This window comes from Streptomyces sp. BR1 (assembly GCF_052373795.1).
GTDB lineage: Bacteria > Actinomycetota > Actinomycetes > Streptomycetales > Streptomycetaceae > Streptomyces.
Map to the genome: position 1 here is coordinate 4,766,102 of NZ_CM126252.1, position 16,111 is coordinate 4,782,212.

Sequence of the window (16,111 nt, forward strand, 5' to 3'; positions counted from 1 at the left end):
CTTTTGCAGTGTGGACAAGAAGAACACCCTGCGCGCCGGCGCCGTGGCGGCCGGAACGACGCTGATGATGCTGCTCATGTCGGCCCCCGCCCTCGCGCTCACCCGCGACGACGGCGACGACCCGGGCAAGGGCCTGAGCGTGATCAACACGATCGGCCTGTACGTGGTCACGCCGATCGCGCTCTTCGCGATCATCGCCGGTCTGGTGATAGTCCTCGACAAGTCGCGCAAGAAGGCCTGACCGCCCGCGCTTCACGCCTTGAGAAGGCGCTTTACGGTACGAGTCCGACTCATACCGTAAGGCGCCTTTTTCTCATTTCGGGCGACTCGCGTCCGTTTCAGTGCGCGGCGAGCAGTTTGCGCAGCAGGGCGGCGAGTTGGGCCGCCTCGGTCTCGTCGAGCACGCCGTCCAGCACCTCGTGCTGCATCGCCAGGCCCGCCGTCACCGACTCGTCGACGATCTCCCGGCCCTTGTCGGAGAGCGTGACGCGCAGCCCGCGCCGGTCGTGCGGGTCCGGGCTGCGGCTCAGCAGCCCGGCCTTCTCCAGCTTGTCGAGCCGCCCGGTCATCCCGCCGGTGGTGAGCATCAGCGTCGCCGAGAGCTGGCGCGGCGAGAGCGTGTACGGCTCGCCGGAGCGCCGCAGCGTCGCCAGTACGTCGAACTCGCCGCGCGAGATCCCGAACCGCTTGTACTCCTTCTCGATCCGGTCGCCCATCGCCCGGGAGATGCGGTAGATGCGGCCGTAGACGGCCATCGGAAGGGTGTCGAGGTCGGGGCGGACCTCCGCCCACTGTGCGGTGATGGCGTCGACGGGGTCGCGGGGGGTGGTCGCTGTCATGGGCCCAGTATCCGAGCGGAATGGGTCGGGCGCAAGAAAGTTGCTTGGCGGAAAGTAGCTTAGGAGTAAGCTACTTTCCATCGAGCAACTTCGGCGTCGATCCCGTTTCTGGAGCCCCGCATGAGCACCGTCCGCAACCCGAGCCGCCTGGCCACCATCGCGCTCACCGCCCTCGCCCCCATCTCCTGGGGCTCCACGTATGCCGTGACCACGCAGTTCCTGCCCGCCGACCGGCCGTTGTTCACCGGCATGATGCGGGCGCTGCCCGCCGGGCTCGCGCTCCTCGCGGTCACGCGGCGGCTGCCAAGAGGGGAGTGGTGGTGGAAGGCGGGGGTGCTCGGGGCGCTGAACATCGGGGCGTTCTTCCCGCTGCTCTTCCTCTCCGCCTACCGGCTGCCCGGCGGGATGGCGGCGGTCATCGGGTCCGTCGGGCCGCTGTGGGTCGCCGGGCTCGCCGCGCTCTTCCTGGGCGAGAAGCCCACGTTGCGTACGCTCCTCACGGGCATCGCGGCCGCGCTCGGGGTGAGTCTCGTCGTCCTGAGAGCGGCGGGGGCGCTCGACACCGTCGGGGTGCTCGCCGGGGTGGCGTCCTCGGCCTCGATGGCCGCCGGGACCGTGTTCACCAAGCGCTGGGGGCGGCCTGAGGGGGTCGGGCCGCTGGTGCTCACGGGGTGGCAGCTCACAGCGGGCGGACTGCTCATCGCGCCGATCGCCTTCCTGACCGAGGGCGCGCCGCCCGCGCTCGACGGGCGCAACCTCGCGGGCTACCTCTACCTCGCGCTGGTCAACACCGCGGTGGCGTACTGGCTCTGGTTCCGCGGCATCGGCCGGCTCACCGCGACCTCGGTGACCTTCCTGGGCCCGCTCTCGCCGCTCACCGCCGCCGTCATCGGGTGGGCCGCGCTCGGGCAGTCGCTGGCGCCGCTCCAGCTGGTCGGGATGGCGATCGCGTTCGGGGCGACGCTGGCGGGCCAGTGGACGCCGCGCGGGAAGGCTCGCGGTGTCACTTCGTTCACTTCTCCTAAAGGAACTGATCGAAAAGATTCGATGGACCTGACGGGTCCGGCGGTGCGACGGTAGGGATCCACTCACCGAGAACCCCGCTGACCTCGCTAAGGAGAAACGACGAACGTGGCAGTCCTGGAACGCGCACGTGTCCGCACCGAATCGACCAGCACCCCCGGGGCGCCCCGCGCGTCCCGGGCCGGTGGGCGCGGGCTGCTCCTCGCGGGGCTCGCGACCGTCGTCTGGTCGGGCAGCTTCGTCGCCTCCCGGGCGCTCCACGACTCCGTACCGCCCATCCAGGCCGCGTTCTGGCGCTGGATCATCGCGCTGGTGGCGGTCGCACCCTTCGCGGCCCGTGAGGCCTGGCGCCAACGGGCGCTGATCCGTCGCCACTTGGGCTTCGCGCTCCTCGCCGCGCTGCTCGGCGTCACCGTCTACAACACCCTCGTGAACCAGGCCGGACTCTCCACCTCGGCGGGCAACATGGGCATGATCATGGCCGCCTCGCCGGTCCTGATGGCGGTGTACGAACGGCTCGGCGGGCAGCGGCTCGGCGCGCGCCGCACGGCCGGGATGCTCGTCGCCTGCGCCGGGGTGCTGCTGCTGGTCAGCAAGGGGTCGCTGACCCCCGACTTCGCGCCGGGCGACCTGTGGATGGTCGCGGCGGCCCTCTCCTTCGCCTCGTACAGCGCGCTGCTGCGCCGCCGCCCGGCCGAACTCGGCTCCCTCGCCTTCCTGTTCACCACCTTCGCGCTCGGTGCGCTGATGCTGGCGCCGGTGTACGGGGTGAGTGTCGCGGTACAGGGCGGCTTCGCGGCGACGCCGGGAACGGTGGGTCCGCTGGTGTACGTGGGGGTGCTGTCGTCCGCCGTCGCCTTCTTCGCCTGGAACAAGGCGATCGGCCTGATCGGGGCGGCCCGCGCGGGCGTCGTCTACTACCTCCAGCCGGTGTGCGTGGCGCTGCTCTCCTTCGCCCTGCTCGGCGAGGCGACGGGACCCGGGCAGCTGCTCTGCATGGCGCTGATCCTCGGCGGAGTGGTGCTGGGGTCGCGCAGGTAGGTTGCGGCCATGGCCGACTGGGACATCAAGAAGCTGCGGATCCTGCGGACCCTGCACGAGCGGGGGACCGTGACCGCGACCGCCGAGGCGCTGCGCATGACGCCCTCGGCGGTCTCGCAGCAGCTGACCAACCTCGCCAAACAGCTCGGCGTGACGCTCCTCGAAGCCGACGGCCGCCGGGTCCGCCTCACCGACGCCGCCCATCTCGTACTGCGGCACGCGGATGCGGTCTTCGCCCAACTGGAGCGGGCGGACGCGGAGTTGGGCGGGTATCTGCGGGGGGAGGCGGGCGAGGTGCGGGTGGGGGCGTTCTCGACGGCCGTGCCCGCGCTGGTGGTGCCCGCCGTGCTGCGGCTGCGGCGCAGTCATCCCGCGCTCGATGTACGGGTACGGGAGGCGGAGGCGGCCGAGGCGTACGAGCTTCTGTCGGCCGGTGACGTCGACCTCGCCTTGTCGCTGGCCGCCCATGCGCCGAGCGCCCGCGATCCCCGCTTCACGGTGGTGCCGCTGCTCGCCGACCCGCTGGACGTGGCCCTGCCCGCCGACCACCCGCTCGCGTCCGCGCCGGACCTGCGGCTGTCCGACCTGGCGGGGGAGGCGTGGATCTACGGCGGGAGCGGGCCGTGGTCCGAGATCACCGTGGCCGCGTGCGAGGCGGCGGGTTTCGTCCCCGCCCAGGCCCACAGCGCGGCGGGCTGGACGGCGATCCTGTCGATGGTGCAGGCGGGGATGGGGGTCGCGCTGGTCCCCCGCCTTGCCGCGGCGCGGAGGGAGGGGGTGGCGATGCGGGAGCTCTTTGCGGACCGCCCGTACCGGCATGTGGTGGCTGCGGTGCGGCGTGGCGGGGAGGGTGGGCTGGGGGTTGGACGAGTGCTGTCCGCGCTACGCGCGGTGTCGTCCCCCACCCTGCCCCTTCCCTAAAGCCCTGGGCGGGCGGCCGGGTTCTTTGGCCGGCCGCCGGTGGGGGCTTGTCGCGCAGTTCCCCGCGCCCCTTGAAGGGGCCCTTCGGGCCCTCCTAGGGGCGCGGGGCTGTATCGATTTGCGGCTCCGCCGCGTGGGCGCGAGCAACCCAGCACGGTCCGCAGACGAACCAAGGGGGTCCGGGGGCAAAGCCCCCGGCAGCCCCACCCCGACCCGTTACGACGCCGCCGCGTCCGCCGACTGCGCCCGCAGCGCGCGCTCCACGCCCGCTCGGGACTCCGAGATCAGGCGGCGCAGGGCCGCGTTGGGGGCGGCGGAGGCCAGCCACGCGTCCGTCGCGGACAGGGTCTCGGCGGAGACCTGGAGCGAGGGGTACAGACCCGTCGCGATCTGCTGCGCGATCTCGTGCGAGCGCGACTCCCACACACCCTTGACCGCCGCGAAGAACTTCTCCGTGTACGGGGCGAGGAGTTCACGCTGGTCCGTCTGGACGAAGCCGCCGATCACGGCCTCCTGCATCGCGTTCGGCAGTGAGTCACCCTCCACCACCAAGGCCCACGCCTCCGCCTTCGCCGAGGCAGTCGGCCGCGCCGCACGCGCGGTGGCGGCGTGGCGCTCGCCCGCCGCCGTACGGTCCCGCTCGTGCTCCGCCGCGATCGCCTTCTCGTCGGCACGCCCCGTCGCCGCGAGCCGCTCGACGAACGCCCAGCGCAGCTCGGTGTCGACGGCCAGGCCGTCCACCGTCTCCGTGCCGTCGAGCAGCCCCTGGAGCAGGTCGAGCTGGTCGCCCGTACGGGCCGTCGCCGCGAACGCCCGCGCCCACGCCAGCTGGTGGTCGCTGCCGGGTGCGGCCGCACGCAGCTGCTCAAGGGTCGCCGAGGTCCACAGGGCGAGACCCGTCTCGCGCCAGTCCGGCGCCGCGTACAGCTCAAGCGCCAGCTTCACCTGGCGGTGCAGCGACTGCACGACGCCGATGTCCGACTCCTTGGCGATGCCCGAGAGCACGAGCGCCAGGTAGTCGCGCGTGGCCAGTTCGCCGTCGCGGGTCATGTCCCACGCCGAGGCCCAGCACAGCGCGCGCGGCAGCGACTCGGTGAAGTCGCCGAGGTGCGCGGTGACGACCTTCAGGGACTCCTCGTCGAGGCGGACCTTCGCGTACGACAGGTCGTCGTCGTTGAGGAGCACGACGGCCGGGCGACGCGTGCCCGCCGGGAGCTCGACCGACGTACGCGCCCCGTCGACGTCCAGCTCGATCCGCTGCGTACGGACCAGCTTGCCCGCCTCGTCCAGGTCGTAGAAGCCGATCGCGATGCGGTGCGGGCGCAGGGTCGGCTCGCCCTGGGCGCCGGCGGGCAGCGCCGGGGCCTCCTGGAGGACGGTGAAGGAGGTGATCAGACCCTCGCCGTCCACCTCGATCTCCGGGCGCAGGATGTTGATCCCGGCCGTCTCCAGCCACGCCTTCGACCACGTCTTCAGGTCACGCCCGGAGGTCTCCTCCAGCGCGCCGAGCAGGTCCGAGAGGCGCGTGTTCCCGAACGCGTGCGCCTTGAAGTACGCCTGCACGCCCTGGAAGAACTCGTCCATGCCGACGTACGCGACGAGCTGCTTGAGAACCGAAGCACCCTTCGCGTACGTGATGCCGTCGAAGTTGACGAGCACGTCGTCCAGGTCGCGGATGTCCGCCATGATCGGGTGCGTGGACGGCAGTTGGTCCTGCCGGTACGCCCAGGTCTTCATGGAGTTGGCGAACGTGGTCCACGCGTGCGGCCACTTGGAGCCCTCGGCGTACGCCTGGCAGGCGATCGAGGTGTAGGTGGCGAACGACTCGTTCAGCCACAGGTCGTTCCACCACTCCATGGTGACCAGGTCGCCGAACCACATGTGCGCCAGCTCGTGCAGGATGGTCTCGGCGCGCACCTCGTACGCGGCGTCCGTCACCTTCGAGCGGAACACGTACTGGTCGCGGATGGTCACCGCGCCCGCGTTCTCCATCGCGCCCGCGTTGAACTCCGGCACGAAGAGCTGGTCGTACTTGGCGAACGGGTAGTCGTAGTCGAACTTCTCCTGGAACCAGTCGAAGCCCTGCCGGGTGACCGCGAAGATCTCGTCCGCGTCGAGGTACTCGGCGAGCGAGGGACGGCAGTAGATGCCCAGCGGCACCGACTGCCCGTCCTTCTCGTACGAGGAGTGGACCGAGTGGTACGGGCCGACGATCAGGGCCGTGATGTAGCTGGAGATCCGGGGGGTGGGCTCGAAGGTCCACACGTCATCGGAGGGCTCCGGCGTCGGCGAGTTGGAGATGACCGTCCAGCCCGAGGGCGCCTTCACGGTGAACTGGAAGGTCGCCTTCAGGTCCGGCTGCTCGAAGGACGCGAACACACGGCGCGCGTCCGGTACCTCGAACTGCGTGTAGAGGTACGCCTGGTCGTCGACCGGGTCGACGAAGCGGTGCAGACCCTCGCCCGTGTTGGTGTACGCGCAGTCCGCGACGACCTTCAGCTCGTTCGGGCCCGCCTCCAGACCGGTCAGCGCGATCCGTGAGTCGGCGAACACGGCGGCTGCGTCCAGCGCGGTCCCGTTCAGGACGACCTCGTGCACGGTGGGCGCGACCAGGTCGATGAAGGTCTGTGCGCCGGCCTCGGCGGAGTCGAAGCGCACGGTCGTCACGGACCGGAAGGTGCCGCCCTCCTGTGCCCCGCTCAGATCGAGCTCGATCGCGTACGAGTCGACGCTCAGCAGCTTCGCCCGCTGCTGCGCCTCTTCACGGGTCAGATTCGTGCCAGGCACCCGGCCATCTCCTTCAGAACTTCAGATGTATCCATCAGATCGTGACGGTTCCGGCCATCCTTACATGACACCTCCGGCGGACGTACAGGGCTTTTCGCCGCCCGCGTACCCGTCCACCGCCAGGTCCGAATTCCGCCGGTGGACGCGGCGGACGCGGGCCAGGCTCGAAGGCATGAACACGACGACTTCGACCACCGCGACCACCACCTACACCGCCCGGGCCATCGGGTCCGCCGCGCTCGCGCAGCTGCGGGTGAGCGACGACGCCGGGCGTCCCTGCGTCCCGTACACCGACGACGAGGGCGGCGCGCCCCTGCGCTGCTGTCTGCGCCGGAGCGATCCCGGCGAGCGCATCGCGCTCGTGTCGTACGCCCCGCTGCGCCGCTGGGCGGCCCTGACCTGGGCCAAGCCGGGCGCGTACGACGAACAGGGCCCGGTCTTCATCCACGCCGAGTGCGACGGGCCGGGCGAGGCGGACGGCTATCCGTTCGCCACCGAGGGCGCGCTGCGTACCGTGCGCCGCTACGACAGCGAGGGGCGGATCGTCGGCGGCCGCCTGCTCGCGGTCCCGGCGGATGCGACGGCGGCCTGCGACGCGGCCTTCGAGGAGGCGTTCGCCGACCCGCAGGTCACCCTCGTCCACGTCAGGGCGCTGGAGTACGGCTGCTTCCTCTTCGAGGTGCGCCGCCCCTAAGAGCCTGTCTTTGAACCCCGGCCAGCGCGTCCGCGAACGCGTGCACCGCGGCCGTCGCCCCGCCCCGGCGCCACACCACGCCAAGGGCCGAGGCGGGCAGCCCCTCCACCGGCACGAAGGCGATGTCGTCGCGCGCGTGGTACTCGGCGCTCGGGCGGCACAGCAGCATCGCCCCGATGTCCGCCGCGACCAGGGTCAGGCCCTCCTGGAGGGTCGCCACGGCGGGCCCGTCATCCGCCCCGGGCGCCTGCGCCGTACGCCAGTAGGCCGGGGCGGGTGCCGCCGGAGCGATGAGGCGGGCACCGGCGAGTTCGGCGGCGGGCAGGGACGGGCGCGAGGCGTACGGATGCCGGACCGACACCGCGAGCGTCTGCTGCTGCTCGGAGAAGACCGGCCCCAGCTCCAGATCCGGCTCGGCCACCGGCAGCAGCACGGCGGCCGTGTCCACCTCACCGCGCCGCAGCGCGCCGAACGGATCGCACAGCGGCACCTCGGTGACCTGCGTACGGACCTCGGGATACGCCGCGCGGAACGCGCCGAGCGCCCCCGTCAGATCCGCGTTGGCCGCGCCCTGGAACCCGATCCGCAGCGTGCCGCCGAGCGCGGTCGCGCGCGCTTTGGCGACGACATCCGCCAACTGCTCGTACGAAGGCCGTAGTTCGGCTACGAAGGCGTCGCCGAAGGGCGTCAGACGTACGCGGCGGCTGGTGCGCTCGACCAGGCGCGCCCCGAGTCGACGCTCCAGGGCGGCGAGCAGCTGGCTGACCCGGCTCTGCGAGAGGTACAGCCGCTCCCCGGTCCGTCCGAAGTGCAGTTCGTCGGCGAGGACGAGGAAGCACTCCAGCTCACGTATTTCCAGCCCGCCCACGAAAAGCTCCTCCGCCGTCGATTCATTGGCCCAGCTCATCCAAGGATGAGAAAACGGCCGTTGTTCCCGCCGCCGGGCGGGCGAAGGCTGGGGGGCATGGACACGATCACCGAAGTCGCCCCGGATCACGCCCTCTTGAGCCCCGCGCGGAGCCGGGCCGCCGTTCTCGCGGTCGCCGCCACGACCTTCAGCGTCGTCACCACCGAGATGCTGCCCGTCGGCCTGCTCAGTCCGCTCGGGGACGCGCTCGGGGTGAGCGAGGGGACGGCCGGGCTCGCGGTCACCCTGCCGGGGGTGGTGGCGGCGGTCACCGCGCCGCTGCTGCCCGCGCTGGCGGGCCGCACCGACCGCCGTACGCTCCTGGTGGCCCTGGTGCTGCTCCTGGCCGCCGCCGACCTGGTCTCGGCCCTGGCGCCGGGCTTCGGTGTACTGCTCGGTGCCCGTCTGGTCGTCGGGGTGTGCATCGGCGGGGTGTGGGCGCTGGCGGCGGGTCTGGCGCACCGGCTCGTACGCGCCGAGGCGGTGGGCCGGGCGACGGCCGTCGTCTTCAGCGGCATCGCGGTGGCGTCGGTCGTCGGCGTCCCGGCGGGCGCGCTGGTCGGTGAACTGGCGGGCTGGCGCTGGGGGTTCGCGGCGGTGGGGCTGCTCGCGCTCGCGGTGGCCGCGCTGCTGGCGGTACTGCTGCCGCCGCTGCCCGCCGAGCGCGCGGTCCGCCCGGCGCAGCTGGCCGGGCTCCTCGCGCTGCGCCCGGTACGGGTGGGTCTGCTGCTGGTACTGCTCCTGGTGACGGGCCATTTCGCGGCGTACACATACGTACGGCCCGTCCTGGAGCGCGTCGACGGTATCTCCCCGGACGCGGTGAGCGGGCTTCTGCTGCTGTACGGGGTCGCGGGGGTCGTGGGCAACTTCGTCGCGGGCGCGACGGCTGCGGGGCGGGCGCTGCCGGTCATTTCGGGGCTGCTCGCCGCGGTACTGGCGCTGCTGGCGTTCGCGCAGGGTTCGGCGCTGTTGTCCATCGTCCTGCTGGCGGTGTGGGGCCTGGCCTACGGCGGCGTCTCGGTCACGACCCAGACGTGGCTGTTGGCGGCGGCCCCGCGCTCGCCGGAGGCGGCCTCTGCCCTGCTGGTGGGCGTCTTCAACGCGGCGATTGCGCTGGGCGCGGCGGTGGGGGGTGCGGTGGTGAACGGGTCGGGGGAGACGGTTGTGCTGGTGGTGGGGGCGGGGTTGGCGGGCGGAGCGCTGCTGGTCGTGGGGGCGGCGAGCCGGCGGTAGGCGGCGCCTGCGGCGGGCGGATCCCCCACCCCGCCCCTTCCCGAAAGCCCTGGGCGGGCGGCCGGGTGGGGGTTGGGGTGGGCTGCCGGGGGCTTTGCCCCCGGACCCCCTTGGTTTGTCTGCGGGCCGGTGGGGGCTGGTCGCGCAGTTCCCCGCGCCCCTAAGAGGGCCCTCCGGGCCCATCGCGGTTGCCCGCGCCCCCAGGAGGGCCCGCAGGGCCCATTGAGGGGCGCGGGGAACCGCGCGAGCAACCCAGCACGGTCCGCAGACGAAGCGGGGTGCAGGGGGCGCAGCCCCCCGCCCAGGGGTCCGGGGCCCCGCCCCGGGAGCCCACCCTTGCCCCCACCCACCCCCGGAGGGTTCAAGGAAGGGGCGGGGTGGGGGGAACTACGCCGACAGTTCCGCCGCCACCAGCTCCGCGATCTGGACCGCGTTGAGCGCCGCGCCCTTGCGGAGGTTGTCGTTCGACAGGAACAGCGCCAGACCGTGCTCGACCGTCTCGTCGACGCGGATCCGGCCCACGTACGACGCGTCCTTGCCCGCGGCCTGAAGCGGCGTCGGGATCTCCGAGAGCTCGACGCCGGGGGCGGCGGACAGGAGCTCGTACGCTCGCTCCACACTGATCGGGCGCGAGAAGCGCGCGTTCACCTGGAGCGAGTGGCCGGAGAAGACCGGCACACGCACACACGTGCCGGAGACCTTCAGCTCGGGGATGCCGAGGATCTTGCGGGACTCGTTGCGGAGCTTCTGCTCCTCGTCCGTCTCGAACGAGCCGTCGTCGACAATCGAGCCCGCGAGCGGAAGTACGTTGAAGGCGATCGGGCGCTTGTAGACGCCCGGCTCGGGGAACTCGACCGCGTCCCCGTCGAAGGTCAGCTGGTCCGCCGCCTCGGCCACCTTGCACGCCTGGGTGTGCAGCTCGGCCACGCCCGCGAGGCCCGAGCCGGACACGGCCTGGTAGGTGGTGGCGACCATCGCGGTGAGCCCGGCCTCGTCGTGCAGCGGACGCAGCACCGGCATCGCGGCCATCGTCGTGCAGTTCGGGTTGGCGATGATGCCCTTGGGGCGGTTGCGGATCGCGTCCGGGTTCACCTCGGAGACGACCAGCGGCACCTCGGGGTGGCCGCGCCACGCCGAGGAGTTGTCGATGACGACCGCGCCCTGGCCCGCGACCTTCTCCGCGAGCGCGCGCGAGGTGGCGCCGCCGGCCGAGAACAGCACGATGTCCAGACCGGAGAAGTCGGCGGTGGCGGCGTCCTCGACCGTCACCCCGTCGAGCACGCTGCCCGCCGACCGCGCGGAGGCGAACAGGCGAAGCTCGTCGACCGGAAACTTCCGCTCGGCGAGGATCTTGCGCATGACTCCGCCGACCTGTCCGGTGGCTCCGACGATTCCGACCCTCACGATGACTCCTTTGTGTGCACGTATGTACGGCCCGGGCGCCTCCATGATGCGTCGGCGCACGGCCGACTTGTCCAATCCATTGTCCGGGCTGTGGGACGGCTGCCCACTTGTGACGAGCTCATGGCAGGTCTGTTGCATCCGCCCCGAAATGCCCTGCGACGGACGATTCGCTGGTTACGGTCCTGCCGTACCGATCGATTACCGGTCATCACCCCCCGTATAACGGAGGATCTTCCGTGCGCGCATCCCGTCGCAGCCGGGCCATAGCGGTCCTGGCCGCCGCCCCCGTACTTCTGGCGGCCGCCACCCCGGCCGTAGCCCGTTCCCATGGGCACCCCGATCCGCACCGCCAGGCCGACCGCCTGGCGCGCAAGCTGGTCGCGGAGGCGTCGGGGGAGAGCGCCTACCGCCATCTGGAGCAGTTCCAGAAGATCGCCGACGCCAACGGCGGCAACCGCGCCGCGGGCACCCCCGGCTACGACGCGTCGGCCGCGTACGTCTACGGGCAGCTCAAGAACGCCGGGTACGACGTGAAGTACCAGGACTTCGACATCTACGAGTCCAAGGCGCTGCGCGAGAAGCTGACGGTCGTGGCGCCCGAGCCGCGCGAGCTGAAGACCGCCGCGTTCAAGTTCAGCAAGGCGAGCCCGGCAGGTGGCCTCACCGCCCAGGTCAAGGCCGTACGTGTGGACGCCACGCCCGGCTGCGAGCTCGACGACTACAAGTCGGACACCTTCACCGGCAAGATCGCCCTGGTCAAGCGCGGCAGCTGCACCTTCCAGCAGAAGGAGGCGGTCGCGGCCCGGGCGGGCGCCGCCGGGATCATCGTCTACAACCACTCCGGCACCGAGCCCGTCCACGGCTCGGTCGGCGAGCCCGGCAACGCGCACATCCCCGCCACCGGCATCTCGCTGGCCGACGGCGAGGCGCTGGCCGCGCAGGCGGCCAAGGGCGACGTCACCGTCACCCTGGACGTCGCCACCGAGGCGGTCGCGCACAAGACCCGTAACGTGATCGCCGAGACCAAGGGCGGCGACCCCGACAACGTCGTAGCCCTCGGCAGCCACCTCGACTCGGTCCCGGCGGGCCCCGGCATCAACGACAACGGATCCGGCTCGGCCGGGGTGCTCGAAGTCGCCCTCAAGCTCGCCAAGGAGACCAGGCAGACCAAGAAGCACCCGAAGCCCACCGCCAACAAGGTCCGGTTCGCCTGGTGGTCGGCAGAGGAGCTCGGCCTGCTCGGCTCCGACCACTACGTCAAGTCGCTCACCGACGCCCAGAAGCGGCAGATCAAGCTCTACCTCAACTTCGACATGATCGCCTCGCCCAACGCCGCCCAGCTTGTCTACGACGGCGACGACTCCGACAAGAAGGGCGCGGGCCCGGGCCCGGTGGGCTCGGCGCAGATCGAGGGCCTGATCAACGGCTACCTCGACAAGCGCCATGTCCAGCACGAGGGGTACGACTTCGACGGCCGCTCCGACTACGGCCCGTTCATCGAGGTCGGCATCCCGGCGGGCGGCACCTACACCGGCGCCGAGGAGATCAAGACGCCCGAGCAGGCGGCGAAGTGGGGCGGCACCGCCGGTGAGGCGTTCGACCCCAACTACCACGCGGCCGGGGACACGTTGAAGAACATCGACCGCAAGTACTTCGACCTCAACATCGACGTGATCGCGCACGCGGTCGGCACATACGCACAGGACCTGAGCTCGCTGAAGAGCTGACGCGGCACAGAGAAGGGCCCGGCGTTCACCGAACGCCGGGCCCTCACACATGCTCAGCCGGTTACGGCGTGACCTTCTCGATCACGACGCTGCCGGTGCCCGCGGCGGTGCCGCGCGCGTTGACCAGCTTGACCTCGCCGAAGAACTGACGGCCCTCGGGGGCCGCCCCGCTCACCAGCACCTGCGCGCCGACGGTCGCCGAGGCGCCGTTGGCGAGCTTGACGGGCGTGGTGCCGTCGACCTTGACGGTGCCGAGCGACGGCGCGAAGTACACATCGCGGTAGTTGTACGTCGTCGACCCGGACGGGACCGAGTAGCCCGCGACCTGGATGGTGTACGTGCCCGCGGCCGGCTTGACCAGGCTGACGTGCTCCTCCGAGGTGGAGCCCGCCGACGTCGCGACCTGCACGCCGTCCTTGAGGACCGCGAGGTCGAGGTCGGCCCCGGCGTCCGAGGTGCCGCCGATGGCCACGTCCAGGCGCTCCACGCCCTCGCCGATGGTCACCGTGGTGCTCTGGACGTCACCCTGCTTGATGGTCGGCTTGGCGACCTTGGCGGAGCCCAGCGAGCCGCCCTGGAGACGGCCGTCGAGGACGCCGAACCCGTTGGTGACCTTCCAGCCGACCGGCGCCGCGGTGCCGATCTTCGCCTCGGGCAGCGCCTGCACCGCCGGGGCGAACTCGGCGCCGAGCAGCGAGACATCGAGCTTGTACGGGTTGTCGAGGTACGGCGACGTACGGCGCGACTCGACCTCGATCTCCCAGACACCGGCCGTCGGGTTCGCGTACGAACGCAGGTCCGGGCGGCAGGTGTTGGCCGGGTTGTCGTAGTTCGGGTAGCAGTTGGGCGTCCCGGTGTCCTCGACCGGCACCCCGTACGGGTCGAGCGCGATGAACCGGGTCTGGCTGCCCGAGCGCAGCGCGCCCATGCCGATTTCAAGCGACTTGGCGCCCGCCGGGACGGTCACGAAGTACGACTTGGTGCTGTTGCGCTGCACCGAGGAGGAGTCGGTGAAGGCGTACGACGGCTTCGCCAGCGGCTTGGAGACGAGCACCGTGGCGAGGATCTGCTGGTCGACGCCCTTGGTGGCCTTGTCGTCGACCTCCAGGATGGCGCTGTGCACGCCCGCCGACTTCGGCTGCGCCTGCACCTTGACGGTGACGGGCGTCGCCAGCGGCAGCGCGACCTCGCGGGAGCCGAGGACCTTGAACGTACCGTCGTCGTTCTTGAACGACAGCTTGTGCTTGACGGCCTTGTCCGGGCCCGTGGTGCGGGTGATCGTGACGTCGTACGTCCGCTTCTCACCGACCTTGAGGCCGCCCTCGCGGTCGTAGATGCCGGTGCCGAAGCCCGGCGTCTTCAGGGCGAAGTCGAGCGCGGTCTTCACCGGCGCCTTGACGGTGTACTCGTGGGCGAGACCGCCCGAGTCCTTCGCACCCGCCTTGATCATGCTCCAGGCGTCGACGATGTCGATCAGGCCCGCGCCCTCGGCGTAGGCCTGAACACCCTTGATGTGCTTGGCCGTAGAGGTCAGCGCGGTGCGCAGATCGGCCGGTGCCAGGTCGATGTGCTGCTGCTTGGCGGCCGAGAGCAGCAGGGCCGCCGCGCCCGTCGCCTGCGGCGAGGCCATCGAGGTGCCCTGGAGCATCGAGTAGCCGGCCGGCAGCGAGTAGCCCGACTCCTTGACCGGGGAGCCCGGCAGCCAGGTCTGGGTGGTGTTGATCGCGGCACCCGGCGCCGACAGGGTCGGCGTGAAGCCGCCGTCCTCACGCGGGCCGCGCGAGGAGAACGGCATCATGTCGTACTTCTTCGACACGGCCGAGCCGTAGTTGGACGCCCAGGTCTGCTGGGAGATGGTGGCGCCGACGGAGATGACGTGGTCCGCGAGGCCCGGGTCGCCGATCGTGTTCACACCGGGGCCCTCGTTGCCGGCCGAGATGACCAGCTGGACGCCGTAGGTGTCGATCAGGCGCTTGTAGAGTTCGGCGCGCGCGTTGTTGCCGTCGTTGAGCGCCGGCAGACCGCCGATCGACATGTTGACGATGTCGACGTGGCGGTTGGTGACCAGGTCGATCATGCCCTCGGTGAGCGCGATGTTGGTGCAGCCGCCGGACCAGTTGCAGGCCCGCGAGGAGACGATCTTGGCGCCGGGGGCGGCGCCGCTCATCTTGCCGCCGAACAGGCCGTTGGCCGCGGTGATGCCCGCGACATGGGTGCCGTGCTCGGACTCGATGACGCCGATGTTGACGTAGTCCGAGGTGTGCCCGGCCGCGTCGTACTTGACGTCCTTGCGGATCTCGACGGTGAACGGGATCCGCTTGCTGGCGCCGGTGACCGGGTCGGTCTTGTCCTCGCCGAAGTAGCCGACCTGGTAGCCGTCCTTGTACGGCTTCATCGGCTCGTCGTCGGTGAAGTCGCCGTTGTTGTTGAGGTCCACGCGCACGGTCCCGGCGACCGGGTCGTAGAGCACGCCCCAGCTGTCGGTGGTGTCGCCGTCCCGGTTCAGGTCGCCCTTGGCGTCGCCGCCCTTGGTGACCGCCTCCGAGAACATGCTGATCTCGTACGAGCCGGCCGGCGCCTTCCAGGTGCGGCCCGCGTAGGTGAACGTCGACCCGGAGACCGGGGTGTTCATCCGCCGCCAGGTGCCGTCGTTGTCGGCCACCGGGTCGGTCGAGGTGACCCAGTCGACGATCTTGCGCTCGCCGGTGGTGGTCTTCTGCAGCGCCGGGTGGCCCAGGTCCACGCCCGAGTCGAGGACGCCGATGGTGATGCCCCGGCCGTCCGCCTTGGGGTGCTGCTTGACGAAGTCGACCGCGCCCGTCTCGAAGGACGGGTTGTACGGGTTCTTCGCCGGTGTGTTCTTGCCCGGCGCGGGCTGCGCGGAGGCGCTGCGCAGGGACTTGGCGCCCTTGGGGTTGTCGCCGACCGGGGTCGGGTCGTCCAGCTGGATCTCCTGCTTGAGGTCGATCCCGTGGACGGAGGGCAGCTTCGCGGCCGCCTTCAGGGCGGACTGGGCGCTGCCGGTGGGCAGGGTGGCCCGTACGTAACCGAGCTTGTCGTCGGTCTTGCCGACGGTGGCGCCGGAGACGGAGCCGAGCTGGCGGGTGACGGCGCCGGTGGCGCCGGGGGCGGTCGCCACCATGACGGTGACGCTCTTCTCGCCCTTGGCCTCGGCCTCGGCGAGCCGCTGCTGCCCGGCCACGCCGAGCTTGTCCGCGGGGGCCTTGACGGGGGTGGACTGCGCGGGGGCGGGCGTCGGGCCGCTCTGGCCCGAGGCGAAGACGGGCGCGGCGCCCGCGGCGACGAGCGCGGCCACCATGCCGGCCGCGGCCGCTATCTGGGCCGTACGTCTCGCGCCGGGTATGGCGCGCGGCGATTCGGAGGTCATCAGCATCCCTAATGGTCAGAAAGGGTCCGGAATACGGTGCCGGATGACCGCTGAGCATTTCGTATATGACAGGTCTTTGTGGAGAGTTGACCGTTGCCGGAATCGGACATGGCGGAATCCCGCCATACGCCATCGGGCGCAAGGCGG

At 71.3% G+C, this 16,111-nt stretch carries 12 protein-coding genes; 7 read left to right on the forward strand and 5 right to left on the reverse strand.

What is annotated here, in order from left to right; translation table 11 throughout:
- The first annotated feature begins 10 nt into the window (after positions 1-10).
- Positions 11-241, forward strand: a complete 231-nt coding sequence (locus tag ACT1U9_RS20690; protein ID WP_188278126.1) for a hypothetical protein — start codon at positions 11-13, stop codon at positions 239-241.
- A 97-nt stretch (positions 242-338) separates the two neighbouring features.
- Here ACT1U9_RS20690 and ACT1U9_RS20695 read toward each other — a convergent pair whose 3' ends face one another.
- Complete coding sequence (locus ACT1U9_RS20695) at positions 339-839, reverse strand: MarR family winged helix-turn-helix transcriptional regulator (protein ID WP_444534174.1); 501 nt, start codon at positions 837-839, stop codon at positions 339-341.
- A 120-nt stretch (positions 840-959) separates the two neighbouring features.
- Between ACT1U9_RS20695 and ACT1U9_RS20700 the strand changes: the two genes are divergently transcribed.
- Genes ACT1U9_RS20700 through ACT1U9_RS20710 form a run of 3 tightly spaced genes read left to right on the forward strand, consistent with a single transcriptional unit; the run spans position 960 to position 3,824 of the window.
- On the forward strand, positions 960-1,919 hold the full coding sequence (locus tag ACT1U9_RS20700; RefSeq protein ID WP_444534175.1) for an EamA family transporter: 960 nt from the start codon (positions 960-962) through the stop codon (positions 1,917-1,919).
- A gap of 51 nt (positions 1,920-1,970) precedes the next feature.
- Positions 1,971-2,903, forward strand: coding sequence for a DMT family transporter (locus ACT1U9_RS20705; RefSeq protein ID WP_444534176.1), 933 nt, complete (start codon positions 1,971-1,973; stop codon positions 2,901-2,903).
- Positions 2,904-2,912: 9 nt separating this feature from the next.
- Positions 2,913-3,824 (forward strand): LysR family transcriptional regulator, encoded by a 912-nt coding sequence (locus ACT1U9_RS20710; protein WP_444534177.1) that lies wholly within the window; start codon positions 2,913-2,915, stop codon positions 3,822-3,824.
- Positions 3,825-4,040: 216 nt separating this feature from the next.
- Here the strand turns inward: ACT1U9_RS20710 and pepN are convergent, their stop codons facing one another.
- Positions 4,041-6,611 (reverse strand): aminopeptidase N, encoded by a 2,571-nt coding sequence (pepN, locus tag ACT1U9_RS20715; RefSeq protein WP_444534178.1) that lies wholly within the window; start codon positions 6,609-6,611, stop codon positions 4,041-4,043.
- A gap of 172 nt (positions 6,612-6,783) precedes the next feature.
- Here pepN and ACT1U9_RS20720 point away from each other — a divergent pair, with 172 nt between their 5' ends.
- Positions 6,784-7,305, forward strand: a complete 522-nt coding sequence (locus ACT1U9_RS20720; protein ID WP_444534179.1) for a DUF1203 domain-containing protein — start codon at positions 6,784-6,786, stop codon at positions 7,303-7,305.
- On the opposite strand, the gene ACT1U9_RS20725 is transcribed toward ACT1U9_RS20720, so the two are convergent.
- Positions 7,256-8,212: a LysR family transcriptional regulator gene (locus tag ACT1U9_RS20725; RefSeq protein ID WP_444534180.1), complete on the reverse strand. Its 957-nt coding sequence runs from the start codon at positions 8,210-8,212 to the stop codon at positions 7,256-7,258. The genes ACT1U9_RS20720 and ACT1U9_RS20725 overlap by 50 nt on opposite strands.
- Before the next feature lie 57 nt (positions 8,213-8,269).
- Between ACT1U9_RS20725 and ACT1U9_RS20730 the strand changes: the two genes are divergently transcribed.
- The gene (locus ACT1U9_RS20730; protein WP_444534181.1) at positions 8,270-9,445 is read left to right on the forward strand and encodes an MFS transporter; all 1,176 of its coding nucleotides are present in this window, start codon (positions 8,270-8,272) and stop codon (positions 9,443-9,445) included.
- A 387-nt stretch (positions 9,446-9,832) separates the two neighbouring features.
- Here the strand turns inward: ACT1U9_RS20730 and ACT1U9_RS20735 are convergent, their stop codons facing one another.
- Positions 9,833-10,849, reverse strand: a complete 1,017-nt coding sequence (locus ACT1U9_RS20735; RefSeq protein WP_444534182.1) for an aspartate-semialdehyde dehydrogenase — start codon at positions 10,847-10,849, stop codon at positions 9,833-9,835.
- Between the two features lie 236 nt (positions 10,850-11,085).
- Here ACT1U9_RS20735 and ACT1U9_RS20740 point away from each other — a divergent pair, with 236 nt between their 5' ends.
- Positions 11,086-12,576: a M28 family peptidase gene (locus ACT1U9_RS20740; RefSeq protein ID WP_444534183.1), complete on the forward strand. Its 1,491-nt coding sequence runs from the start codon at positions 11,086-11,088 to the stop codon at positions 12,574-12,576.
- A gap of 61 nt (positions 12,577-12,637) precedes the next feature.
- Here the strand turns inward: ACT1U9_RS20740 and ACT1U9_RS20745 are convergent, their stop codons facing one another.
- On the reverse strand, positions 12,638-15,970 hold the full coding sequence (locus ACT1U9_RS20745; protein WP_444534184.1) for a S8 family serine peptidase: 3,333 nt from the start codon (positions 15,968-15,970) through the stop codon (positions 12,638-12,640).
- Positions 15,971-16,111 lie beyond the last annotated feature (141 nt).